This window comes from Streptomyces sp. NBC_00009, assembly GCF_045040855.1.
Lineage (GTDB): Bacteria > Actinomycetota > Actinomycetes > Streptomycetales > Streptomycetaceae > Streptomyces > Streptomyces aureus.
On sequence record NZ_CP108312.1, the window covers coordinates 7,016,717 to 7,038,506 of the forward strand.

Below are 21,790 nucleotides of genomic sequence, written 5' to 3' on the forward strand. Positions count from 1 at the left end.
GCGGTATCCCTCCGAGGTCGGGCTCCCGATACGCGTGTAAGGGGCACATTCGCTGTCTCCTTGCCGGTGCTAGCACGTCGGCGCTAGCGTGAAGTCATGGCGAAGACTCAGCTGAACGTACGGGTGGACGAGGACACCGCCCGAGCCGCGCGTGAGCGTGCGCTGGCACGCGGCGTGAGTGTGAACCGGTACATCGAGGAGCTGGTCAGACAGGACGCGGGCGAGCTCGGCCGGACGTTCGTCGAGGCGGCGGCCGACTTCATGAAGCAGTACGAATCCGTGTTCGCCGAGGAATTCGGCGCGGAGCGCGAAGGCCGACGCTGAGCCCTTGAGCGAATCGAAGAACGTGCGGATCGACCTGGCCTGGCTTCTCATGATCGCCGAACAGAAGACCCCCGGAGACCCTCAGGTGACCGACTGGGGCGCGCTCGTCGCCGCCGTCAGCCGGCACGAGGCGGAGATATTCGGGACCGCCGTGTACGACAGCCCACAGGCGCGGGCCGCCGCACTGCTCCAGCTGCTCCTCCACGTCCCCGCCCTCGAACGCTCGAACGCGATGTTCGCGTCGGCCGTCGCGTACGCCTATCTCGTCGCGAGCGGCCTGAAGGTCGCCACGTCGCCCGACCAGGTCAGGGAACTGGCCCGCCTGGTCAAGGACGGCGGGGCGACTGTGCACGACATCGCGGAGGAACTGCGCAGATGGAGCCTGTGAGCCGCTAGGGCCTTTCCGGGGGCGCCTCGGTGCTCGCGGCGAAGGCCGCCGCGTCCCATGTCCCCGCCAGCTCCGGCGCCAGCCAACTCGGCGCGGATGCGCGGAAGTCGGGGTGCGTACCGGCCCCCTCGGGGATCGCGCCGAGGAGCTTCGTCCCCGAGACCTCGGGGAAGTCCGCGAGATTGCAGCGGGCCGCGAGGTCGGGGTGCTCCGGCCAGCTGCCGACGACCACGCCGAGCGGCGTCAGGTCCCGGGCGCGCAGGGCCTCCGTCGTCAGGGCCGTCGAGTTGAGCGTGCCGAGCCCCGCCGCCGCGACGACGAGGACCGGCGCTCCGAGCTGCCTGGCGGCGTCCGCGAGCGTGCCCCCGTCCGCGTCGAACCGCACGAGCAGGCCGCCCGCGCCCTCGACCAGGACGAGGTCGTGGTCCGTCGCCAGCTTCGCCGCCGCGTCGGCCACCTCGTGCGGGCGCACCGGGGGGAGGCCGGCGCGCAGCGCGGCCGTCGCGGGCGCCAACGGCTCGGGGTACCGCGCCAGTTCGACGGCCGTCACCCCGCCGCCCACCAGGCGCGTCACCTCGTCCGCGTCCCCGGGCTCACCGGGCCCGACCCCGGTCTGGGCCGGCTTCAGGACGGCCACCGACCGCCCCGCGGCCAGCGCGGCGGCCGCCACGGCCGCCGTCGTGACCGTCTTGCCGATCTCGGTTCCGGTCCCCGTGACCACCAGTACCGTCATGCTGTTCAGCCCTCCCGCGCGGCCGCGCACACCGCGCGGCCGATCCGTGCCAGATCCTCGTCCCCCGTGATGTACGGAGGCATCGTGTACACGAGGTCGCGGAACGGCCGCAGCCACACGCCCTCGCGCACCGCCGCCCGTGTGGCCGCCGCCATGTCGATCTCGTGGTCCAGCTGTACGACACCGATCGCGCCGAGCACGCGCACATCGCGTACCCCGGGCAGCTCCGAGGCAGCGCCGAGCGACTCCCGCAGCCCCGACTCGATCCGCTTGACCTCCGTCGCCCAGTCTTGCCCGAGCAGGAGGTCGATCGAGGCGCAGGCCACCGCGGCGGCGAGGGGGTTCCCCATGAACGTGGGCCCGTGCGCGAGCACCGGCACGTCGCCCCGCGAGATCCCGTCCGCCACACGCGCCGTGCACAGCGTCGCCGCCAGTGTCATATAGCCGCCGGTCAGCGCCTTGCCGACACACATCACATCGGGCGTCACCGACGCGTGCTCCGCGGCGAACAGCGCCCCGGTCCGGCCGAACCCCGTGGCGATCTCGTCGAACACGAGGAGCACGTCGTGCGCGTCGCAGGCCTCGCGCAGGACCCGCAGATACGCGGGGGAGTGGAACCGCATCCCGCCCGCGCCCTGCACCACGGGCTCCACGATCACGGCCGCCAGCTCATGGGCGTGCCGCCCGATCAGCTCGTGCAGATGATCCGCGTAGGTCTGCTCGTACTCGGTGGGCGGGGCGTCGGCGAACACGTGCCGCGGCAGCGCCCCCGACCACAGCTCGTGCATGCCGCCCTCGGGGTCGCAGACCGCCATCGGCTGCCAGGTGTCGCCGTGATAGCCGCCGCGCCACGTCAGCAGCCGGCGCTTCTCCGGCCGCCCGAGGGAACGCCAGTGCTGGAGGCACATCTTGATCGCGACCTCGACGGACACGGAGCCCGAGTCGGCGAGGAACACATGCTCAAGCCCCTCCGGCGACATGTCGACAAGACGCTTCGCGAGCGCGACGGCGGGCTCGTGCGTGAGCCCGCCGAACATGACGTGGCTCATCCGGCCGAGCTGGTCGCGCACCGCCTCGTTGAGCACGGGGTGGTTGTAGCCGTGGATCGCCGACCACCACGACGACATCCCGTCGACCAGCTCGGCACCCTGACCGCTCTCACCGCCCTCGCCGGCGAGTCGCAGCCGTACCCCGGCCGCCGACTCGACGACCAGCGGCTCCTGCCGCCCCGGCATCGGACCGTACGGATGCCAGACGTGCCGCCGGTCGAGGTCGAGCAGCTCCGCCACGGGCAGCCCCGTCACCGCGGGCCCGGGCCGCTCAGGCATTGGGCGCGAGATCCGTACCGGCACCCCGGCGGCGTACGGCGACCAGGTCCGTGCGCGCCTCGGGGACCTCGGCGACCGGGGGCTTTGCAGCTTCTTCATGGGAGCCGCAGCCCCCACCGGAACCGCAGGCCGAACCCGCGCCGGAACCGCATGCCGCATGCGCACCGGAACCGCAGGCCGCCTCCGCCTCGGAACCACACGGCCCGCCCCGGTGCTCGGGCAGCGTCACCTGGTCGGTGCCCTCGACCTCGAACCCGGCGTCCGTGATCATGTCCAGGTCCGCCTTGCCCGCCTGGCCCTCACTCGTCAGGTAGTCGCCGAGGAAGATGGAGTTGGCGAGGTGGAGCGCCAGCGGCTGCATCGAGCGCAGGTGCACCTCGCGCCCGCCCGCGATCCGCACCTCGACGTCGGGGCAGACGAAGCGGACCATCGCGAGGATCCGCAGGCAGCGCTGCGGCGTCAGGTTCCACTCCTTGGCGAGGGGCGTGCCCTCGAAGGGGATCAGGAAGTTGACCGGCACCGAGTCCGGGTCGAGTTCGCGCAGCGAGTAGACGACGTCGACCAGGTCCTCGTCGCTCTCGCCCATGCCCGCGATGAGCCCGGAGCAGGCGGACAGACCGGCCGCGTGGGCCTTCTGCACCGTGTCGACGCGGTCCGCGTAGGTGTGCGTCGTCGTGATGTCGCCGTACGTGCCCTCGGAGGTGTTGAGGTTGTGGTTGTACGCGTCGGCGCCCGCGCCGCGCAGCCGCTCGGCCTGGCCCTCGGAGAGCAGACCGAGGCAGGCGCACACCTCGACGCCCTCGTTCTGCTCCTTGATCGCGCCGATGGTCTCCGAGACACGGTCGACGTCGCGGTCCGTCGGGCCGCGCCCGGACGCCACCAGGCAGACCCGCTTCGCGCCGCCCGCGACACCGGCGGCCGCGGCCTTCGACGCCTCGTCGGGCTTCAGCCACGTGTACTTGAGGATCTCCGCCTTGGACCCGAGCCGCTGCGAGCAGTACGAGCAGTCCTCGGGACACAGGCCCGACTTGAGGTTGACCAGATAGTTGAGTTTCACCCGCCGGCCGAACCACTGCCGCCGCACCTTGCCGGCCGCGGCCACCACATCGAGCAGTTCGTCGTCGGAAGTCGCCAGAACGGCGAGCGCTTCTTCACGGCTCGGCAGCTCGCGCCGCAGCCCCTTGTCCACCAGCGTGTTCAGCAGGTCCATGGCCCGATCCTGACCTACGTCCCCTGCTCAGGCCAAGGAGGCTTCGGACAACTCTGCCGGTTCGACGTGTGGGTATTGCCACACCCTGGGTGGCTGGATGTCCCGCTAATGTCTGTGCACTGCCTACAAAGACGCAGCGGGCACGGGACAGCACACTCCACTCGAGAACCGGTCGCGACACGGCCGTCGGAGGGACTCACATGGCGGGATCGCCGTTCGGCTGGATCGACGAGCAGGAGCGCGTGCGCCGCGGCGCCGGACTCGTCCGCACCCTGCGCCCCCGCCCCGCCTCGAACCCCCTCCTCGATCTCGCGAGCAACGACTACCTCGGCCTCACGCGCCACCCCGAGATCACCGGGGGAGCGGCGGACGCGGCGCTGCGCTGGGGCGGCGGCGCCACCGGCTCGCGGCTCGTCACGGGCACCACGGAGCTGCACGCCGAACTCGAGCGCGAACTGGCCGAGTTCTGCGGTTTCGAGGCGGCGCTCGTCCTGTCGTCCGGCTACGCCGCCAACCTCGCGGCCGTGACCGCTCTCGCCCCGCACGGCTCCCTGATCGTCTCGGACGCGAGCAACCACGCCTCCCTCATCGACGGCTGCCGGCTCGCCCGCGGCGCGACGCAGGTCGTCCCGCACGCCGACCCCGACGCCGTCCGCAAGGCCCTCGACACGCATCAGGGGCACGCCGTCGTCGTGTCGGACTCCGTCTTCTCGGTGGACGGCGACGCGGCTCCACTGGCTGAACTCGCGGGAGCGGCAAGGGAGTTCGGGGCGGGTCTGATCGTCGACGATGCGCACGGGCTCGGCGTGCTCGGCGACGGCGGCAGGGGCGCGCCGCAGGCGGCGGGGCTCTCGGGCGCCGACGACACCGTCGTCACCGTCACCCTCTCCAAGTCGTTCGGCAGCCAGGGCGGCGCCGTCCTCGGTCCGGCCCGGGTGATCGACCACCTCGTCAACACCGCACGGACGTTCATCTTCGACACGGGCCTTGCACCCGCGGCGGCCGGCGCCGCGCTCGCGGCCCTGCGCCTGCTGCGCCGCGAACCCGAGCGCGCCGAAAGGGCCCGCGCCGTGGCGTCCTCGCTGCACGAACTGCTCACGGCCGAGGGGCTCCAGGCCGTACGGCCCGACGCCGCCGTCGTCTCCGTGCGCGCGCCGTCCCCGGAGGAGGCGGTGCGCTGGGCGGCGGACTGCCGCGAAGCCGGCCTCGCCGTCGGCTGCTTCCGTCCCCCGTCGGTGCCGGACGGCATCTCACGGCTGCGGCTGACCGCCCGAGCCGACCTGACCGACGATCAAATCGCCCAGGCAGTACGGGTGATCAGCCGAAACGCTCCCGACTCGGCGTTCACCGCAAGGAGTTGAGGAACCCCTCCCACGCGGAGGGCGAGAACAGCAGGGCGGGTCCGGCTGTGCGCTTGGAGTCGCGCACGGCGAGCAGTCCGGCCGAAGGGCCGCGGCGCAGCGGAGCCGTCTCGACGCAGTTGTTCATTCCGGTGCTTCGGCTGCTTCGCCGCCATGGCGCGTCGTGCAGGGAGGTGCTGGGAACCGCGGCGGATGGTACGTACCGAGGCAGTGCTGACATGGTGCCTCCTTACGTGCGTTCACTGTCCGGAGGGCGGTGCGCTCCGGCGATCCCGGCGATGAAATCCAACGAGTCCCCGGGCGAAAGGGCGTGGATCCGAAGGGCGTCAAAGGCGTCCGTGTACGCCTTGAGGTCTTCTTTCCGCTCGAGGTAGAGGCTACTCGTCAAATGGTCGAGAACTACTACGTCCAGATCAGAAGTGTTCGGAAATGAGAACACAACGAAAGGGCCGGTTAGTCCGACATGCTCCCCTGCAGCGAACGGCAATACCTGAAGCCGCACATGGGGAAGCTTCGCCGAGGCAGCCAGATGACGCAGCTGCTCCGCCATCACCCGGGGACCGCCCACCGGGCGCCGCAGCACCGCCTCGTCGAGCACCGCGCTGAGCCGGAGCGGGGACGCGGAACGCAGCACGTCCTGCCGGGCGATCCGCACCTCGACCAGGGCGTCGACCTGCCCGTCCGGCAGCCCGCCGAGCGCGGCCCTGGTCACCGCACGCGCGTAGTCGGGCGTCTGGAGGAGGCCCGGTACGACGGACGTCTCGACCGTCCTGACCCGGCACGCCTGCGACTCCAGGCTGATGAAGTCCCGGTAGGCGGGCGGCAGAAGGCCCCGGTAGGCGTGCCACCAGTGCTGGCCGCCGTCGTCCCCCGACCCCGCCAGCGCGACCAGCAGATCCCGTATGCCGGGGTCCGCGACCTCGAACGCGTCGAGCAGGAGACGCACGTCCGACGCTTTCACGCCGCTGCGCCCGGTCTCGATACGGCTCACTTTCGACTGGTGCCAGCCGACGAGCCGGGCCGTCTCGCCACTGGTGAGCCCCGCGCGGGCACGCAGCGCGCGCAGCTCCGCGCCGAGCCTGTGGCGGCGCACCGCCGGACCGTGTTTCATCCTGTCTCCTCGGACCTGCGGCCCGGCTCCTTCCGGCCCGGCGGATCGGTGTTCTGAGCCGACGGTAGAGGAAGCCGGCGGCGTACGCCCAAATGCGGTCCACCGACGCAGAGTTCACCGCTTCGAGCGACAGATATATGCATATCTCGGGGGATCGGCTCCACTGGCCGGGCGGGAGTGGCACTCTGGCGCGAAGCACCAGTCCGGGGGTCGCCTCGAGTCATCCGCCATGTGTCGGATTCAGGCCCCGGCGAAAAGAGGGACGACGTCGCCATGGCAGATCACCAGGAAGCATCCGTCACTCTGCCGAGCGATCCCGCCTCGGTCTCCTCGGCCCGCACATATGTCAGCGACGTACTCGCCGAATGGGGCATGCCGCGCGACGCGGAAACCGCCGACACGGTCCGGCTCATCGTCTCCGAACTCGCCACGAACGCCGTGATGCACACCCGCGGACAGTCGCCCGTCTTCAAGGTCGACGTGCAGCTGGAGCGCGACGAACACCTGCGCATCGGCGTCACGGACAGCCACCCGCGTTACCCGAAGCGGCTCCCGGCCGCCGTCCAGCAGGACAACGGGCGCGGCATGGTGATCATCCGCTGGCTGACCGCCGAGTGCGGCGGAAGCCTGTCGGTCAGGCCCACCCCCGAAGGTGGCAAGACCGTATGGATCGCCCTGCCGTGGACGGTCCCTGTCCAGTCGGTGTGAAGGCCGGCGGTGGTGGCGCGGCTACGGGGACGGGGTGTCCGTCCCCTCCTGCGCCCGCGTGAGCGAGCGCCGCACCAGTCGCGGCAGCACGCCCCACAGGCCCGCACAGACCGCGAACGTGCCCGCCCCGGCCGCGATGCCCGCCGCCCGCCCCGCGGTGACGTCCACGACGAGCAGCACGGACCCGGCCAGGGCGAGCATCAGAACGCCCAGGCCGGCCGCGGCGAGCCGCGAGGACATCTGCACGATCTGCGGCTTGGCACCTCGCCCGAACAGCGCGCGGTGCAGCGCCGCGGGCGCCGTGAACAGCGCGGCGGCGAGTACCGCGAGCAGCAGCGTCGCGATGTACGTCGCGCGCTGCACGCCGTCCAGCGCCGGGAACCTTGGAGTGAACGCCAGCGTCAGCAGGAAAGCGAAGAGGATCTGCACGCCCGTCTGGGTGACTCTCAGCTCCTGGAGCAGCTCGCCGAAGTTCCGGTCCGCGCGCTCCAGCGGCGTCTCGTGCCGGCCCTGCCCCACGCTCCTTGGACCTGAGTTGCGTGGGGCGTCCTCGTCGCCGGCCGGTCGGTCCTCGTCCATACGACCACGAGTACCCCATCGCGCGGTTCCGAGACGGCCGGGGCGGGCGCGTGCACCCGGTGACGCCTGACGGGCCCCCAGGGCCCCCGGGGACCCGTCAGGTGGCGCTACCGCACGCGCCCGTACCAGACGCTCTTCGTCCAGATCCGCTGGAGCCGCACCACGTCACCGGTCTTCGGCGAGTGCCAGATCCTTCCCTTCCCGGCGTAGATGCCGACGTGGTAGACGCCGCGGCCCGAATGGAAGAAGACCAGGTCACCGCGTTTGCGATGGGACGCGGAGACATGGCGGGTCTTGTTGTACTGCTGGGCGGCGGTACGGGGCAGCTTCTTGCCTACACGCTTGAACGAGTAGACCGTCAGGCCCGAGCAGTCGAACGTGTGCGGCCCTGAGGCGCCCCACCGGTAGGGGCTTCCCTTCTTGGAGGCCGCGATCTGGAGTGCTTTCGTCGCCGGTGGCGCGGCTTCCGCTTCGGGCGCGGCGCCGGGGACCAGCAGGCTGCCACCCGCTACGGCGAGCGTGAGGGCCGAGGCGGTTCCGGCCCGGGCGAGCAGCGACGGGACACGATTGAGCGCAGTCATGCGCAACCCTTCGTCAGCCGCCTGTGAAGGATGACCTGTCGGATTCGGGCTGGCGAAGTTGCCCGGCCGCGATGTGCGGCTTCACCCCAAGGGCCGGCCCGGAAAACAGCTCCGGCGGCCCGTCGTGCTCGGGTCCTCCACTCCTGCCGATCCACTTCTGTCGACCTGGCATCCGTACGGCGGCAGGACTCGGCGTCCGCACGGACCGCCCCGCCGCGGCGGCGGGGGCTTGTCGTCGGAAGGGATCTTCACGCATGAACGGCGCGAACGCAGAGCCGAATCGGCGTTGTGTGAGTGTCCTCACGAGTGATCCATTCGGGTGGACAGCACACTTTTCCACCCCGGCGCGGGGGTCCCAACGAGCCCCGCACCAGCAGCGGAAGGCGGAATTCCCGACTCTGGGTAGGCGTTCCGCGCAACTTTTCCGGTTCGCATGTGCGAGTACCGGCTACGCCGTAAGTGGGTACCTCGTCTGGTCCGTTTCGACCCCGGCCCGGACGGTTCGGATCGATCGCTTCGGTCTTGAACGGTCCGTCAATTGACCGACTCCGGCGGCACTGTGACCCGTTGTGTCCTCCTTTCTCCGTCCAGGACCCGCAGAGCCTGAGCCAACGTCGTCGCGTGGACCTCGCTCTCGCCCCGCTGATGCATGAGCGTCAGAGCGTCCCTGAGAGCCGTCGCCCGGCCGACGAGCGCTTGCGCGGCGCGCAGTCCGCCGTACGTGTGGTCGCTCCTCGCCGGGTTGATCCTGCCGAGCAGGTCGACCACCTCCAGATAACGGTCGAGGAGTTCGCACTCGGCGCGCGTCAGTGCGGGCAGCGGGGGCAGTTCGGGCGGCAGCATCGTCGGCTCACCTGGCGCCGGGGGCCGAACCGGACGTCTTGCGGTTGTCGATGACCCGGTCCACGAGCCCGTACTCGACGGCGTCCTGGGCCCGGAGGATCGTGTCCCGCTCGATGTCGGCGCCGATGCGCTCGCGGCTCTGCCCGGTGTGCCGCGCGAGCAGTTCCTCCAGCTGGGCGCGCATACGCACCAGTTCACGGGCCTGGATCTCCAGGTCGGTCGGCTGGCCCTGTACGGGCTCGGGCAGCCCCGGCTGATGGATCACCACGCGCGCGCCGGGCAGCATGGCCCGCTTCCCCGGCGTCCCGGCGGCCAGGAGCACGGCGGCGGCGGAGGCGGCCTGCCCGAGGCACACGGTCTCGACCTCGCAGCTGACGAACCGGATCGTGTCGTAGATCGCCGTCATCGCGCTGAACGAGCCGCCGGGGGAGTTGATGTACAGCGAGATGTCCCGGTCCGGCGCGGCGTACTCGAGGTGCATGAACTGCGCCATCACGTCGTTCGCGGAGATGTCGTCGATCGGCGTCCCCAGAAAGACGATCCGCTCCTCCAGGAGCTTGGAGTACGGATCGAGGGTGCGGTGCCCGGCCGAGGTGCGCTCGGTGAACTCGGGCAGGACGTAGCGGGCGGAAGGTCGGTTCATGGCACATGCCTCCGTGAGCGCGGAACTCTGTCGCTGCTTCTGTAAAAAATGTACAGGACGTACGGATGGCCGGGTAGGGCTCAGGCTGCGAGAAACGTGAATGGGGAGGGCGCAGGCTGCGACAGACGCGAAAAGGGGCCGGCCCGCGCCCGAGGCGCAGGCCGACCCCTTGCTCCGTTCTCCTGTGTCGTGGCTACCGGTCGCCGTCGTCAGACCTGGACAGGCGCAGCGCGAGGTGTTGCAGGAGGTCGGCGGTCTTGATGTCGGTCCGGCCCGCGTCATGCACCTCGGCGAGCTCGGAGAAGAGGAACGCGAACGCGCCCACCAGGGAGATCGTCACCGGCATCAGTGCCGCGACGGTGGCCTGCGCCGCCTCCTCCACGCTCGATTCCGCCGGGATCTCGATGGAGGGGAACACCTCTGTCACCAGGCGCCCGAGCTGGGCGTCCTCGGCCTCGATGTCGGGCTCGGCATCCTTGCTGAGCCTGCGCACCATTTCCTGGGTCTCGGTCAGGACGCCGATTGCGCGCAAGATGATCTCGCTCTGTTCCATGCGCGGAGCCTAGGCGCGCGAGGCCCCGCCGCGGGCGCTGTTCCGGGCGGGGCTCCGTCGGATCCGCGCAAGCAGCCATGCAGCACGAACAGTTGACACGTCGACGCTACGCGCAGCCACTGACATCGGCGGCGCCCCGAACCGTCCCGCCCGGGCCGCCGTCCCACCTGTGGGTCGCGGTGCGGTCACGGACCGTGTCCGTGCTGCGGGCCCGGTCTAAGCTGGAGGACATGGCCTACGAGATTCCGGTGACGCAAGCCCGCGCTGAGCTCGCCGATCTGATCAACCGCGTCGTGTACGGCGGGGAGCGCGTCGTCGTGACCCGGCACGGCAAGCCGCTCGTCGCGCTGGTCTCCGCCGCCGATCTCGAGCGCCTCGAGGCCCTGGGGGAGCCGGAGGGCGAGCAAGTGATCAGCTCCGTCTCCAGCATCGGCTCGACCTCGTCCACCGGCGGCGACCGCCACCGATTCGGCATCGCCGCGGAGCACCGTGGGCCGGAGGTCAGGTAGGTCGGACAGGTCGGACAGGTCGGACAGGTTAGGGGGTCGGGAGGTCGGACAGGTCCGGCAGATCTGGCTGACCTGGTAGGTGGGGTACGTATGCCAGGCCTCAAGCGGGGCCTGGATCAGGTGACTTGGGCTCCCTGGCCCCTTCGTCGGCGCCCGCCCCGCTTCTTGCGCAGCCCGCCGAGCAGTACGTATACGAGTCCGAGCCCCGCCCAGGCCGCCGGCGTGATCGCGGGCGTCAAGGCCCGCCCCCGTCGAAGTACAAGACCGAGCGCAGCAGCGTTTCGCCCGCGCCCGGCGGCGTGAACTGGCCGATGCGGCCCACCGGTTCGGGCGGCAGCAGCAGCATCGGCGGCGCCGACGACGCCCCCGCACCTGCGTGCCCTTCGGGGCTTCGGCGGTCACAGCGCCACGGCGGTCACGGCCGGCTGGAGCCGCGCGGCAGGCGCTGTCCGGGGAGGTCCATATCGAAACTTTGCAGAACGGCCTGCAGGCCCTGATGGGTATGGGTGATCCCAGCTGGCAGTCATGAGTGGGTCAAAGGGTGGTTAACCTCGTTGAAACTCCCCGCAATTAGCCTGCACCGCACGTCACCAGGGGCTTTTGTAGCCGGGATGCACAAGATCATGTGCATTTCTTGTATGTTACATCTATACCCGTCGCGGTGGCCGCGGCAGCCGGACCCCGCACGGTCCGGAGTGAAGGACTGTGAGGTGGGAGCCGTGCAACTGACCCCGCACGAGCAGGAGAGACTGCTCATTCATGTGGCTGCCGACGTGGCCGAGAAGCGCCGGGCCCGGGGTCTGAAGCTCAACCATCCCGAGGCGATCGCTCTTGTCACGTCGCACATTCTCGAAGGCGCACGTGACGGCCGGACCGTGGCCGAACTCATGTCGTCCGGTCGCAAGGTGCTCACGCGCGACGACGTCATGGAGGGCATCCCCGAGATGATCCACGATGTGCAGGTCGAGGCGACCTTCCCCGACGGCACCAAGCTCGTCACCGTCCATGACCCGATCGTCTGACGAGGGGAGCGCTTCCATGATCCCCGGAGAGATCCTGTTCGCGGACGAGCCCGTCGTGTTCAACGAGGGCCGCGAGGTCACTCGTCTGACCGTGCTCAACGCCGCCGACCGGCCCGTCCAGGTCGGCTCCCACTACCATTTCGCCGAGGCCAATCCCGGTCTGGAGTTCGACCGTGCCGCAGCGCACGGTCTGCGACTCAACGTCGCCGCAGGGACCGCCGTGCGCTTCGAGCCCGGAATCCCTGTCGACATCGAACTCGTGCCTCTGGCCGGCCGGCGCATCGTGCCCGGCCTGCGGGGCCGGACCGGAGGTGCCCTCGATGGCTGAACTCTCCCGCGCCGCCTACGCCGACCTGTTCGGCCCCACCACAGGCGACCGCATCCGCCTCGCGGACACCGACCTGCTGATCGAGATCGAGGAGGACCGCTCCGGCGGCCCCGGACTCTCCGGTGATGAGTCGGTGTTCGGCGGCGGCAAGGTGATCCGCGAGTCCATGGGCCAGTCACGCGCTACGCGCGCAGACGGCGCCCCCGACACCGTCATCACCGGCGCCGTGATCATCGACCACTGGGGCATCGTCAAGGCCGACATCGGTATACGGGACGGCCGGATCACCGCGATCGGCAAGTCCGGCAACCCGGACACGATGGACGGCGTCCACCCCGACCTCGTCATCGGCCCCGAGACCGAGATCCTCGCGGGCAACGGCAAGATCGTCACCGCTGGCGCCATCGACACCCACATCCACTTCATCTCGCCGACCATCGTCGACGAGGCGCTCGCCTCCGGTGTCACCACGCTCATCGGCGGCGGCACCGGCCCGGCCGAGGGCTCCAAGGCGACCACGATCACCCCTGGTTCGTGGCATCTTGCCCGCATGTTCGAGGCGATGGAGTCGAGCCCCGTCAACATCGGCTTCCTCGGCAAGGGCAACACCACGTCCGCCGAGTCGATGTACGCCCAACTGCGCGCGGGCGCCGTCAGCTTCAAGATCCACGAGGACTGGGGCGCGACCCCCGCCGTCATCGACGCCTGCCTGAACGTCTGTGAGGACACCGGCGCGCAGCTCGCCGTCCACACGGACACCCTGAACGAGGCGGGCTTCGTCGACGCCACGTTCGACGCCGTGGCCGGCCGCACCCTGCATGCCTTCCACGTCGAGGGTGCGGGCGGCGGACACGCGCCCGACATGATCACGGCCGTCTCGCTGCCCAACATGCTGCCGAGCTCGACCAACCCGACGCGGCCGCACACCGTCAACACCGTCGAGGAACACCTCGACATGCTGATGGTCTGCCACCACCTCAACCCGGCCGTCCCCGAGGACCTGGCCTTCGCCGAGTCCCGGATCCGGCCCACCACCATCGCGGCCGAGGACATCCTTCACGACATCGGCGCCATCTCGATCATGTCCTCGGACTCCCAGGCGATGGGCCGCATCGGCGAGGTCGTCCTGCGGACCTGGCAGACCGCGCACGTCATGAAGCGCCGCCGCGGCCAACTGCCCGGTGACACCCGCGCCGACAACCGGCGCGCCCGTCGCTATGTCGCCAAATACACGATCAACGCGGCCGTCGCACAGGGCATCGACCACGAGATCGGCTCCGTCGAGACCGGCAAGCTCGCCGACCTCGTGCTCTGGGACCCACAGTTCTTCGGCGTCAAGCCGCAGCTCGTCATCAAGGGCGGCCAGATCGCGTACGCTCAAATGGGTGACGCCAACGCGTCCATCCCCACGCCGCAGCCCGTCCTGCCCCGCCCCATGTTCGGCGCCCACGGCAGGGCCCCCGCCTCGAACTCGTTCTTCTACGTGACGCAGACCGCCCTCGACGACGGTCTGCCCGAACGCCTCGGTCTCGACCGGAAGTTCGTGCCGATCCGCTCGACGCGGGGACGCACGAAGGCGGACATGCGGGAGAACGACGCGCTGCCGCGGGTCGAGGTCGCCCCCGACAGCTTCGCCGTCACCATCGACGGCGAACTCGTCGAGCCCGCGCCAGCCGCCGAACTGCCGCTCGCCCAGCGGTACTTCCTGTTCTGACGGGCCGAGAAGAAGAGTCATGACACGAGCCGCACTACTCGTCCTGGCCGACGGCCGCTTCCCCGCCGGTGGGCATGCCCACTCCGGCGGGGCGGAGGCCGCCGTCAAGGCGGGACGCATCACCGGCGCGGCGAGCCTGGAGGAATTCTGCCGGGGCCGTCTGCACACCACGGGACTGGTGTCGGCGTCCCTGGCGGCCGCCGCCGCGCTCGGCCTCGACCCGGTCACCCTGGACGAGGCCGCTGACGCCCGCACGCCTTCGCCCGCCCTGCGCACCGCGGCGCGCAGGCTCGGCAGACAGCTCATGCGCGCCGCGCGCGCGGCCTGGCCGCATCCCGAACTCGACGCGCTCGCCCGGCGGTTCCCCAAGGGGGCGCACCAGCCGGTGGTCCTCGGCCTCACCGCGCGGGCCGCGGGCCTCGGACCTGTCGACGCCGCCTACTGCTCCGCGTACGAGAGCGTCAGCGGGCCCGCCACCGCGACGGTCAGGCTGCTCAGCCTCGATCCGTTCGACGCGACGGCGGGGCTCGCGCGCCTCGCGAACGACATGGACCGCGTCGCGACGGCGGCCGCCGAGGCGGCGGCACGCGCCGTCACCGAAGGGGTGGATTCACTGCCCGCGGCGTCCGCGCCGCTGCTGGAGGTGGGGGCCGAGGCCCACGCGGCCTGGGCTGTACGCCTGTTCGCTTCGTAGGAAGCGACCTGGCGGACGCGCCCCAGGGCGCCCCGACCTCCACACAGAACGATTGGAGTAACACCATGCACCTCGACCACTCGCACGACGGCCCCGCCGCGGTCAGCGCCGACGCCCGCCGTCCCGACGGCACTCGCCGCGCCCTCCGTATCGGCCTCGGCGGCCCCGTCGGCTCGGGGAAGACGGCCACCGTCGCCGCGCTCTGCCGCGCGCTGCGCGACGAGCTGTCCCTCGCCGTCGTGACGAACGACATCTACACGCGTGAGGACGCCGAGTTCCTGCTCCGCGAGGCCGTGCTGCCGCCCGAGCGCATCACCGCCGTGGAGACCGGCGCCTGCCCGCACACCGCCATCCGCGACGACATCTCCGCCAACCTGGAGGCCGTGGAGGACCTGGAGGACGAGGTCGGGCCGCTCGACCTGATCCTCGTCGAGTCCGGCGGCGACAACCTCACCGCCACGTTCTCGCGCGGCCTCGTCGACGCGCAGGTCTTCGTCATCGACGTCGCCGGCGGCGACGACATCCCGCGCAAGGGCGGCCCCGGCGTCACCACCGCCGACCTGCTCGTCATCAACAAGACGGACCTCGCCCCGCACGTCGGCTCCGACCTCGCCCGGATGTCCGCCGACGCCAAGACGCAGCGCGCCGAACTCCCCGTCGTCCTCCAGTCCCTGCGCTCCGCCGACGGTGTGCGCGAGGTCGCCGACTGGGTGCGCGGACAGCTCACCGCGTGGACCGCATGACAGCAGGCGTACGCTCCACGGCCCGCATCACGGCGAGCGACGACGGCCGGGGCGGCACCTGTCTGCCCGTCCTCGACGGAGAGGGCTCCCTGGCCCTGCGCCGCATCCGCTCGACCGGTCCCGACGCGCGCGTCATGCTCGTCGGCGCCATGAGCGGGCCGCTCGGCGGCGACCACATGAGGGTCGAGGCGCATGCGACGGCCGGTGCCCGCCTGCGTATCGGGTCCGTCGCCGCGACGATCGCCCTGCCGGGCCAGGCCAAGGGCGAGGCGCGCTACGACGTCCGTCTCACGGTCGACGACGGGGCCGAACTGCACTGGCTGCCCGAGCAGTTGATCTCCGCGTGTGAGAGCGACCTGCGGGTCAGCACGCGGGCCGAGCTCGCCCAGGGCGCCCGGTTCGTGCTGCGTGAGGAGCAGGTGCTCGGCCGCACCGCAGAGGAGCCCGGTCGGCTCACCAGCCGACTCACCGTCCACCGAGCGGGCCGGCCGCTGCTCGACCAGGAGCTGGCCTGCGGTCCGGGCGCACCCGGCGGCTGGGACGGCCCCGCCGTGCTCGGGGGACACCGGGCGCTCGGGCAACTCGTGGTCGTAAGGCCCGAGTTCGAGAAGGACAGGCCACCTCCCGCGCTGCTCGGCGAGAACGCCGCGCTGACGCCGCTCGCCGGGCCCGCGGTCCTGGTCACGGCTCTCGCGTCCGACGCGCTGCGGCTGCGCGGAACGCTCGACGACGCCCTGCGCCGCCTGGCCTGAGCGACGGCCCAGGGGGCCCGGCCGGTCCGAACCAAACGACCGTACGGGCCCATTCCGCTCACCGGGACGAGTTATACCGTTTATCGGATTGGTAAAGAACGTCAACTGTCTCTGTTGTCAGGGACGGTGCAGGCGCAAGGATCCCCGTACTGATCGAGAACCCGATCGAAGTAACGATCGAATCGATGTACGGAGGCCTCAGTTGAGACGGACTCGACTTACCAGTCGAAGCAGCCGGACGGCGGTGATCGGCTCCGCCGGAACCCTGGTGGCGGCGACCCTGATTGCCGGAGCGATGGCGGCGCCGGTGGCGAGCGCGGACTCCCGGACCGGCCAGGACCGCGAGGCCCGCGGTGCGGCCGTCGCGGCGGCCCGTGCCGCCAAGGCCGGCATCGACTGGAAGGACTGCCCCGCTGACTGGGGCATAGCCAAGCCCATCCAGTGCGGCTGGGTCACGGTGCCGCTCGACTACGCGAAGCCGTACGGCAAGCAGATCAAGCTGGCCGTCGACCGCATCGGCTCCACCGGCACCAAGGACGAGCGCCAAGGCGCCCTCGTCTACAACCCGGGCGGCCCCGGCGGCTCCGGCATGCGCTTCCCGACCCGTGTCACCAACAAGAACCCGCTGTGGGCCAAGACGTCGAAGGCGTACGACTTCGTGGGCTTCGACCCGCGCGGCGTCGGCCACTCGGCGCCGATCTCCTGCATCGACCCGCAGGAGTTCGTGAAGGCCCCCAAGGCCGACCCGGTCCCCGACTCCGAGGCCGACAAGCTCGCCCAGCGCAAGCTCGCCAAGGAGTACGCGGACGGCTGCGCCGAGCGCAGCGGCGACATGCTGCCGCAGATGACCACGCCGAACACCGCGCGCGACCTCGACGTCATCCGCGCCGCCCTCGGCGAGAAGAAGCTCAACTACCTGGGCGTCTCCTACGGCACATACCTGGGCGCCGTCTACGGCACGCTCTTCCCGGGCCACGTCCGCCGCATGGTCGTCGACAGCGTCGTCGACCCGTCGCGCGACAACATCTGGTACGAGGCCAACCTCGGCCAGGACGTCGCCTTCCAGGGCCGCTGGAACGACTGGACGTCGTGGGTGGCGAAGAACGACGCCTCCTTCCACCTCGGTGACACGCAGGCCAAGGTCGAGGCCCAGTGGCTGAAGCTGCGCGCCGCCGCCAAGAAGAACCCCATCGGCGGCGTCGTCGGCCCCGCCGAGCTGATCGCCTTCTTCCAGAGCGCCCCGTACTACGACTCGTCGTGGGTGCCGGTCGCGCAGGTGTGGAGCAAGTACGTCGCCGGGGACACCCAGGCGCTCGTCGACGCCGCGGCCCCCGACATGTCGGACACCGCGGGCAACGCCGCGTCGGAGAACGGCAACGCGGTCTACACGGCCGTCGAGTGCGCCGACGCCCAGTGGCCCACCAGTTGGAACAAGTGGGACCGCGACAACACGCGCCTGCACAAGGACTATCCGTTCATGACGTGGGCGAACGCGTGGATGAACCTGCCGTGCGCCACCTGGCCCACCAAGCAGCAGACCCCCGTGAACGTGAAGACCGGCAAGGGCCTGCCCGCCGTTCTGATCGTCCAGTCCACGCGTGACGCGGCCACCCCCTACAAGGGCGCCGTCGAGCTGCACCAGCGCTTCAAGGGCTCGCGCCTGATCACCGAGAAGGACGCGGGCTCCCACGGTGTCACCGGCCTGACCAACCCGTGCATCAACGACCGGGTCGACACCTACCTGCTCACCGGCAAGACGGACAGCAAGGACGTGACCTGCACCCCGCACGCCACGCCCAAGCCGTAACCACCGTCCCGCGGTGAACCTGTGACGGCCCGGCCTCCCTCAGAGGCCGGGCCGTCTTCATGCCGTCGCCGCCGGGCGCCCGAACTGCCCCGGGCTCAGCTCAGAGGCATCCGCGGGAACTTCCGTGCCTTCTCCTTGGCCGCTTCGGCCTCGGCCTTGACGTCGGCCGCGTACTTGTCGACGTACTCCTGGCCGGACAGGCCGAGGATCGCGTAGATGATCTCGTCCGTGACCGCGCGGAGGATCGCCTTCTCGCCGTCCATGCCCGCGTAGCGCGAGAAGTCCAGGGGCTCGCCGAAGCGGATCGTCACACGGTGGAGGTTCGGGATGACCTGGCCGGGCGGCTGGGCCTCGAAGGTGCCGATCATCGCGCAGGGGATCACCGGGACCTGCCCCGTGAGCGCCATCGCGGCCACGCCGACCTTGCCCTTGTAGAGCCGCCCGTCGTGCGAGCGCGTGCCCTCGGGGTAGATCCCGAGCAGCTCGCCCTTGCTCAGCACGCCGAGGCCCTCGCGGATCGCCGCCTGGCCCGCCTCCTTGCCGGAGCGGTCCACGGGGATCTGGCCGGCGCTGCGGAAGAACGCGGCCGTCAGCCGGCCCTTGATGCCGGGCCCCGTGAAGTACTCCGCCTTCGCCAGGAACGTGATGCGCCGCTTCAGGATGGCCGGCATCAGGAAGTGGTCCGAGAACGACAGGTGATTGCCCGCGACGATCGCCGCGCCGGACTCCGGCACGTGTTCGAGCCCCTCGATCCGGGGCCGGAAGACCAGCCGCAGCAGTGGGCCCAGAATCACGTACTTGAGCAGTCGGTAGAACATGCTGGGCCGCCTTCCCCGTGGATCCAGATGCGTGCGCACAGTAACCAATCGGCGGCCCGCGCGCGAGAGCCCGTTCGGACCTCGCCGGACCTCCGGCCGGGGGACCGTACGGCGCGTCCGCTTGGCGGCCGCCCGGTGCAGGGAGTGCCCTGGCCTCCCTTCGTCCCGCACCCTCACCGGAGGTCCCGCATGCGTCCGCTCGTTGTCGCCGCCGCAGCCCTCACCGCCCTCGCTGCAGCCCTCACTGCGGCCGGCCCCGCCCACGCCGCCGCCACCGACCCGCCCGCGCCACAGGGGGTCTTCCTCACCGTCGCCGGGGACCAGGGCTCGTGGATGCGCGGTGAGCTCCTGCGCTGCGAGCCGGAGGCGTGGGGACACCACCCGCACGCGTCCGAGGCGTGCGGCGCACTCGACAGGGCGCACGGGAACCTGGACGCGCTCGTCGCGGATCCGGAGATGTGCACCCAGGTCTACGCCCCGGTCACCGTGAGTGCGAGCGGTACGTACCGCGGCAAGCCGATCACTTGGCAGAAGACGTTCGCCAACGCGTGCACGATGCAAGCGTCGACCGGATACGTCTTCCGCTTCTGACGCCCGTGACCCGCTCTCGCGCGGCACCGCGCCAGGCGTCAGGTGCTGCGCGACGCGGCCATCCCGAGGGTGAGCAGACCGAGCACGACCCAGCCGAACCACAGCCAGCCGTTGCTCCCGAGTGCCACCGTGTAGGCCGTCACCGCGACGAGGGCGCCGACGGTGAGCACCCCCATCGTCTTCATCGATCCGGGCATGGCCCGCCTCCTCCCGGCAACCCGGACGGCGCAGCGCCCGGACCACGGCTGAACACCATGGTCACCCCTCAGGGGCGCCGGGCGCTACTGCCCGCGTGTGTTCAGTGAGGCGAGGTACGCGTTGTACGCGGCCAGCTCCTGGTCGCCGTCACGGTCAGCGGCCCGGTCCTTGCGGCGCGCCTGCCGGTCCTCGGACTTCTTCCACTGGAACAGCAGCGCGAGCAGCACGAGCACCGAGGGCACCTCGCTGAACGCCCACGCGATGCCGCCCGCCGCCGTCTGGTCCGCCAGCGCGTCGATCCCGAGCGAGGCCGGCGGGTGCTCGTACGTGCCGATCATCGGCCCGGACGCCATCATCAGCGCGATGCCGAAGAACGCGTGGAAGGGCATGCCCGCGAAGAGCTCCAGCATCCGCATCACGTAGCCGGGGCGGTGCGGGCCCGGGTCCACGCCCATGATCGGCCAGAAGAAGACCAGGCCGACGGCGAGGAAGTGCACCATCATGCCGATGTGTCCGACCTTCGAACCCATCAGGGTGTCGAAGATCGGCGTGAAGTAGAGCGCGTACAGGCTCGCGATGAACAGCGGGATCGTGAACGCGGGATGCGTGATGATCCGCATGTACCGGCTGTGCAGGAACATCAGGAGCAGCTCGCGCGGCCCCTTGGTGCCACGCCGCGCCACCGGCATCGCCCGCAGCGCGAGCGTGATCGGCGCGCCCATCAGGAGCAGGATCGGCGACAACATGCTGATCACCATGTGCTGCACCATGTGCACGGAGAACATGACCATGCCGTAGTCGTTCAGCTTGGTGCACATCACCAGCATCACGGTCAGCACACCGACGACGAACGACAGCGTGCGGCCCACCTGCCAGCTGTCACCGCGCCGCGCGAGCCGCACGACACCCCAGCCGTACAGGCCGAGCGCCACCAGGCACCCGATCAGGAAGAAGGGGTCCGCCGACCATTCGAGGCCTCGCCCCAGCGTGAACGGCGGCAGATCCATGTTCATGCCGTGCCCGCTGTGATCCATCCGCCGGCTCCTGATTGGTACTGGTTGTGGGCTGTCTGTCCGCACCAGAGTAGAACTGCCCCCGGTCGCGGCTGCGACCGGGGGCAGACTCTTCAAGCACGAACTACAGAACGCACTCCGCCTCGGCGTACCGCTCCTGCGGAACCGTCTTCAGCGTCTCCACGGCCTCGGCGAGCGACACCATCACGATGTCCGTGCCGCGCAGCGCCGTCATCATGCCGAACTCGCCGCGGTGCACGGCCTCGACGGCGTGCCAGCCGAAGCGCGTGGCGAGCACCCGGTCGTACGCGGTGGGGGTGCCGCCGCGCTGGACGTGACCGAGGATCACCGGGCGGGCCTCCTTGCCGAGGCGCTGCTCCAGCTCACCGGAGAGCCGCGTGGCGATGCCCGCGAAGCGCTCGTGGCCGTACATGTCCTTGACGCCCTCGTCGAACTCCATGGAGCCGGCGGCGGGCTTGGCGCCCTCGGCGGCCACGACGATGGCGAACTTCTTGCCCGCGGAGAACCGCTCGCCGACCTTCGCGGCCAGCTCCTCGATGTCGAAGGGGCGCTCCGGCACGACGATGGCGTGGGCGCCCGCGGCCATGCCCGAGTGCAGCGCGATCCAGCCGGTGTGACGGCCCATGACCTCGACGATCAGGACGCGCTGGTGGGACTCGGCGGTCGTCTTGAGGCGGTCGAGCGCCTCGGTCGCGACGCCGACGGCCGTGTCGAAGCCGAAGGTGACGTCCGTGACCGCGATGTCGTTGTCGATCGTCTTCGGTACGCCGACGATCGGCAGGCCGCCGTCGGACAGGAGGCGGGCCGCCTTCAGCGTGCCCTCTCCGCCGATCGGGATGATCGCGTCAAGACCCAGATCCGCGACATGGCCCCTGGCCCGCTCCACGCCGTCGCGCAGATGCGCGGGCTGGACCCGCGACGAGCCGAGGATCGTGCCGCCGCGGGCGAGGATGCCGCCCACCGCGTCCAGGTCGAGCTTGCGGTAGTCGCACTCCAGCAGGCCCTTCCAGCCGTCGTGGAAGCCGATGACCTCGTCGCCGTGGTCGACGACGGCACGGTGCACGACCGAACGAATCACGGCGTTCAGGCCGGGGCAGTCTCCGCCGGAGGTGAGGACACCAATACGCATAGCCCGAAAACCTTTGCAACGTGGGCCGATGACCGGACCACGTCGTCCGGGCTGGATCCCCGCCACCCTACCGGCGGGAGGGGGCGGGG

27 protein-coding genes and 1 riboswitch are annotated in these 21,790 nt (G+C 70.7%); of the genes, 13 read left to right on the top strand and 14 right to left on the bottom strand.

The annotated features are described in order from the left end of the window. The first annotated feature begins 96 nt into the window (after nt 1-96). Together OHA58_RS31775 and OHA58_RS31780 are read left to right on the top strand one after the other, a co-directional pair. Nucleotides 97-324, top strand: a complete 228-nt coding sequence (locus OHA58_RS31775) for a toxin-antitoxin system HicB family antitoxin (protein ID WP_100597555.1) — start codon at nt 97-99, stop codon at nt 322-324. Between the two features lie 49 nt (nt 325-373). Then, a complete protein-coding gene (locus OHA58_RS31780; RefSeq protein WP_227300257.1) occupies nt 374-712 on the top strand; it encodes a fic family toxin-antitoxin system, toxin component in 339 nt (112 codons plus the stop codon). 4 nt (nt 713-716) lie between these two features. Here OHA58_RS31780 and bioD read toward each other — a convergent pair whose 3' ends face one another. From bioD to bioB, 3 genes are read right to left on the bottom strand one after another with little or no spacing between them, the layout of a single operon-like run. Next, nucleotides 717-1,445 carry a dethiobiotin synthase gene (gene bioD, locus OHA58_RS31785; protein ID WP_405483014.1) on the bottom strand — a complete coding sequence of 243 codons (729 nt, stop codon included), beginning with the start codon at nt 1,443-1,445 and terminating at the stop codon, nt 717-719. A gap of 5 nt (nt 1,446-1,450) precedes the next feature. Further along, a complete protein-coding gene (locus tag OHA58_RS31790; protein ID WP_405483016.1) occupies nt 1,451-2,773 on the bottom strand; it encodes an adenosylmethionine--8-amino-7-oxononanoate transaminase in 1,323 nt (440 codons plus the stop codon). Next, nucleotides 2,766-3,983, bottom strand: a complete 1,218-nt coding sequence (bioB, locus tag OHA58_RS31795; RefSeq protein ID WP_405483017.1) for a biotin synthase BioB — start codon at nt 3,981-3,983, stop codon at nt 2,766-2,768. Before bioB ends, OHA58_RS31790 begins: the two co-directional genes overlap by 8 nt. Nucleotides 3,984-4,183: 200 nt before the next feature. Between bioB and OHA58_RS31800 the strand changes: the two genes are divergently transcribed. Further along, nucleotides 4,184-5,344 carry an 8-amino-7-oxononanoate synthase gene (locus tag OHA58_RS31800; protein ID WP_405483018.1) on the top strand — a complete coding sequence of 387 codons (1,161 nt, stop codon included), beginning with the start codon at nt 4,184-4,186 and terminating at the stop codon, nt 5,342-5,344. On the opposite strand, the gene OHA58_RS31805 is transcribed toward OHA58_RS31800, so the two are convergent. Together OHA58_RS31805 and OHA58_RS31810 are read right to left on the bottom strand one after the other, a co-directional pair. Continuing rightward, on the bottom strand, nt 5,328-5,564 hold the full coding sequence (locus OHA58_RS31805) for a DUF397 domain-containing protein (protein ID WP_116500164.1): 237 nt from the start codon (nt 5,562-5,564) through the stop codon (nt 5,328-5,330). The genes OHA58_RS31800 and OHA58_RS31805 overlap by 17 nt on opposite strands. 9 nt (nt 5,565-5,573) lie before the next feature. Continuing rightward, entirely contained in the window at nt 5,574-6,455 is an 882-nt protein-coding gene (locus OHA58_RS31810; protein WP_405483019.1) for a helix-turn-helix domain-containing protein, read from the bottom strand. 273 nt (nt 6,456-6,728) lie between these two features. Between OHA58_RS31810 and OHA58_RS31815 the strand changes: the two genes are divergently transcribed. After that, the gene (locus OHA58_RS31815) at nt 6,729-7,163 is read left to right on the top strand and encodes an ATP-binding protein (protein ID WP_405483020.1); all 435 of its coding nucleotides are present in this window, start codon (nt 6,729-6,731) and stop codon (nt 7,161-7,163) included. Nucleotides 7,164-7,184: 21 nt separating this feature from the next. Here OHA58_RS31815 and OHA58_RS31820 read toward each other — a convergent pair whose 3' ends face one another. From OHA58_RS31820 to OHA58_RS31840, 5 genes are all read right to left on the bottom strand, one after another. Next, nucleotides 7,185-7,742, bottom strand: a complete 558-nt coding sequence (locus OHA58_RS31820; RefSeq protein ID WP_405483022.1) for a DUF6328 family protein — start codon at nt 7,740-7,742, stop codon at nt 7,185-7,187. Between the two features lie 107 nt (nt 7,743-7,849). Next, nucleotides 7,850-8,323 carry a C40 family peptidase gene (locus tag OHA58_RS31825; protein ID WP_405483023.1) on the bottom strand — a complete coding sequence of 158 codons (474 nt, stop codon included), beginning with the start codon at nt 8,321-8,323 and terminating at the stop codon, nt 7,850-7,852. 3 nt (nt 8,324-8,326) lie between these two features. Then, a riboswitch (cyclic di-AMP (ydaO/yuaA leader) is annotated at nt 8,327-8,528 on the bottom strand. Nucleotides 8,529-8,857: 329 nt separating this feature from the next. Continuing rightward, complete coding sequence (locus OHA58_RS31830; RefSeq protein ID WP_116500168.1) at nt 8,858-9,166, bottom strand: hypothetical protein; 309 nt, start codon at nt 9,164-9,166, stop codon at nt 8,858-8,860. 7 nt (nt 9,167-9,173) lie between these two features. Continuing rightward, nucleotides 9,174-9,809 (bottom strand): ATP-dependent Clp protease proteolytic subunit, encoded by a 636-nt coding sequence (locus OHA58_RS31835; RefSeq protein WP_405483025.1) that lies wholly within the window; start codon nt 9,807-9,809, stop codon nt 9,174-9,176. Between the two features lie 193 nt (nt 9,810-10,002). Next, on the bottom strand, nt 10,003-10,362 hold the full coding sequence (locus tag OHA58_RS31840) for a hypothetical protein (RefSeq protein WP_405483026.1): 360 nt from the start codon (nt 10,360-10,362) through the stop codon (nt 10,003-10,005). A gap of 230 nt (nt 10,363-10,592) precedes the next feature. Between OHA58_RS31840 and OHA58_RS31845 the strand changes: the two genes are divergently transcribed. The 8 genes from OHA58_RS31845 (at nt 10,593) to OHA58_RS31880 (ending at nt 17,931) form a co-directional block, all read left to right on the top strand. Continuing rightward, nucleotides 10,593-10,871 (top strand): type II toxin-antitoxin system Phd/YefM family antitoxin, encoded by a 279-nt coding sequence (locus OHA58_RS31845; protein WP_327576918.1) that lies wholly within the window; start codon nt 10,593-10,595, stop codon nt 10,869-10,871. A 719-nt stretch (nt 10,872-11,590) separates the two neighbouring features. Then, nucleotides 11,591-11,893 (top strand): urease subunit gamma, encoded by a 303-nt coding sequence (locus OHA58_RS31850; RefSeq protein WP_116501972.1) that lies wholly within the window; start codon nt 11,591-11,593, stop codon nt 11,891-11,893. Between the two features lie 16 nt (nt 11,894-11,909). Continuing rightward, entirely contained in the window at nt 11,910-12,221 is a 312-nt protein-coding gene (locus tag OHA58_RS31855; RefSeq protein ID WP_227293444.1) for an urease subunit beta, read from the top strand. Next, on the top strand, nt 12,214-13,935 hold the full coding sequence (locus OHA58_RS31860) for an urease subunit alpha (RefSeq protein ID WP_405483029.1): 1,722 nt from the start codon (nt 12,214-12,216) through the stop codon (nt 13,933-13,935). Before OHA58_RS31855 ends, OHA58_RS31860 begins: the two co-directional genes overlap by 8 nt. A 19-nt stretch (nt 13,936-13,954) precedes the next feature. After that, the gene (locus tag OHA58_RS31865) at nt 13,955-14,629 is read left to right on the top strand and encodes an urease accessory protein UreF (RefSeq protein WP_405483030.1); all 675 of its coding nucleotides are present in this window, start codon (nt 13,955-13,957) and stop codon (nt 14,627-14,629) included. 65 nt (nt 14,630-14,694) lie between these two features. Further along, entirely contained in the window at nt 14,695-15,372 is a 678-nt protein-coding gene (ureG, locus tag OHA58_RS31870; RefSeq protein WP_405483031.1) for an urease accessory protein UreG, read from the top strand. Further along, a complete protein-coding gene (locus tag OHA58_RS31875) occupies nt 15,369-16,124 on the top strand; it encodes an urease accessory protein UreD (protein WP_405483032.1) in 756 nt (251 codons plus the stop codon). Before ureG ends, OHA58_RS31875 begins: the two co-directional genes overlap by 4 nt. Before the next feature lie 295 nt (nt 16,125-16,419). Then, nucleotides 16,420-17,931 (top strand): alpha/beta hydrolase, encoded by a 1,512-nt coding sequence (locus OHA58_RS31880; protein ID WP_405485283.1) that lies wholly within the window; start codon nt 16,420-16,422, stop codon nt 17,929-17,931. A 95-nt stretch (nt 17,932-18,026) separates the two neighbouring features. On the opposite strand, the gene OHA58_RS31885 is transcribed toward OHA58_RS31880, so the two are convergent. Continuing rightward, nucleotides 18,027-18,749 (bottom strand): lysophospholipid acyltransferase family protein, encoded by a 723-nt coding sequence (locus OHA58_RS31885; RefSeq protein ID WP_405483033.1) that lies wholly within the window; start codon nt 18,747-18,749, stop codon nt 18,027-18,029. A gap of 189 nt (nt 18,750-18,938) precedes the next feature. Between OHA58_RS31885 and OHA58_RS31890 the strand changes: the two genes are divergently transcribed. Then, nucleotides 18,939-19,340: an SSI family serine proteinase inhibitor gene (locus tag OHA58_RS31890; RefSeq protein ID WP_405483034.1), complete on the top strand. Its 402-nt coding sequence runs from the start codon at nt 18,939-18,941 to the stop codon at nt 19,338-19,340. Between the two features lie 38 nt (nt 19,341-19,378). Here the strand turns inward: OHA58_RS31890 and OHA58_RS31895 are convergent, their stop codons facing one another. The 3 genes from OHA58_RS31895 to OHA58_RS31905 form a co-directional block, all read right to left on the bottom strand. Then, the gene (locus tag OHA58_RS31895; RefSeq protein WP_100597532.1) at nt 19,379-19,537 is read right to left on the bottom strand and encodes a hypothetical protein; all 159 of its coding nucleotides are present in this window, start codon (nt 19,535-19,537) and stop codon (nt 19,379-19,381) included. An 84-nt stretch (nt 19,538-19,621) separates the two neighbouring features. Next, nucleotides 19,622-20,572: a cytochrome c oxidase assembly protein gene (locus OHA58_RS31900; RefSeq protein WP_405483036.1), complete on the bottom strand. Its 951-nt coding sequence runs from the start codon at nt 20,570-20,572 to the stop codon at nt 19,622-19,624. Between the two features lie 103 nt (nt 20,573-20,675). After that, nucleotides 20,676-21,701 (bottom strand): 6-phosphofructokinase, encoded by a 1,026-nt coding sequence (locus OHA58_RS31905; protein WP_405483037.1) that lies wholly within the window; start codon nt 21,699-21,701, stop codon nt 20,676-20,678. Nucleotides 21,702-21,790 lie beyond the last annotated feature (89 nt).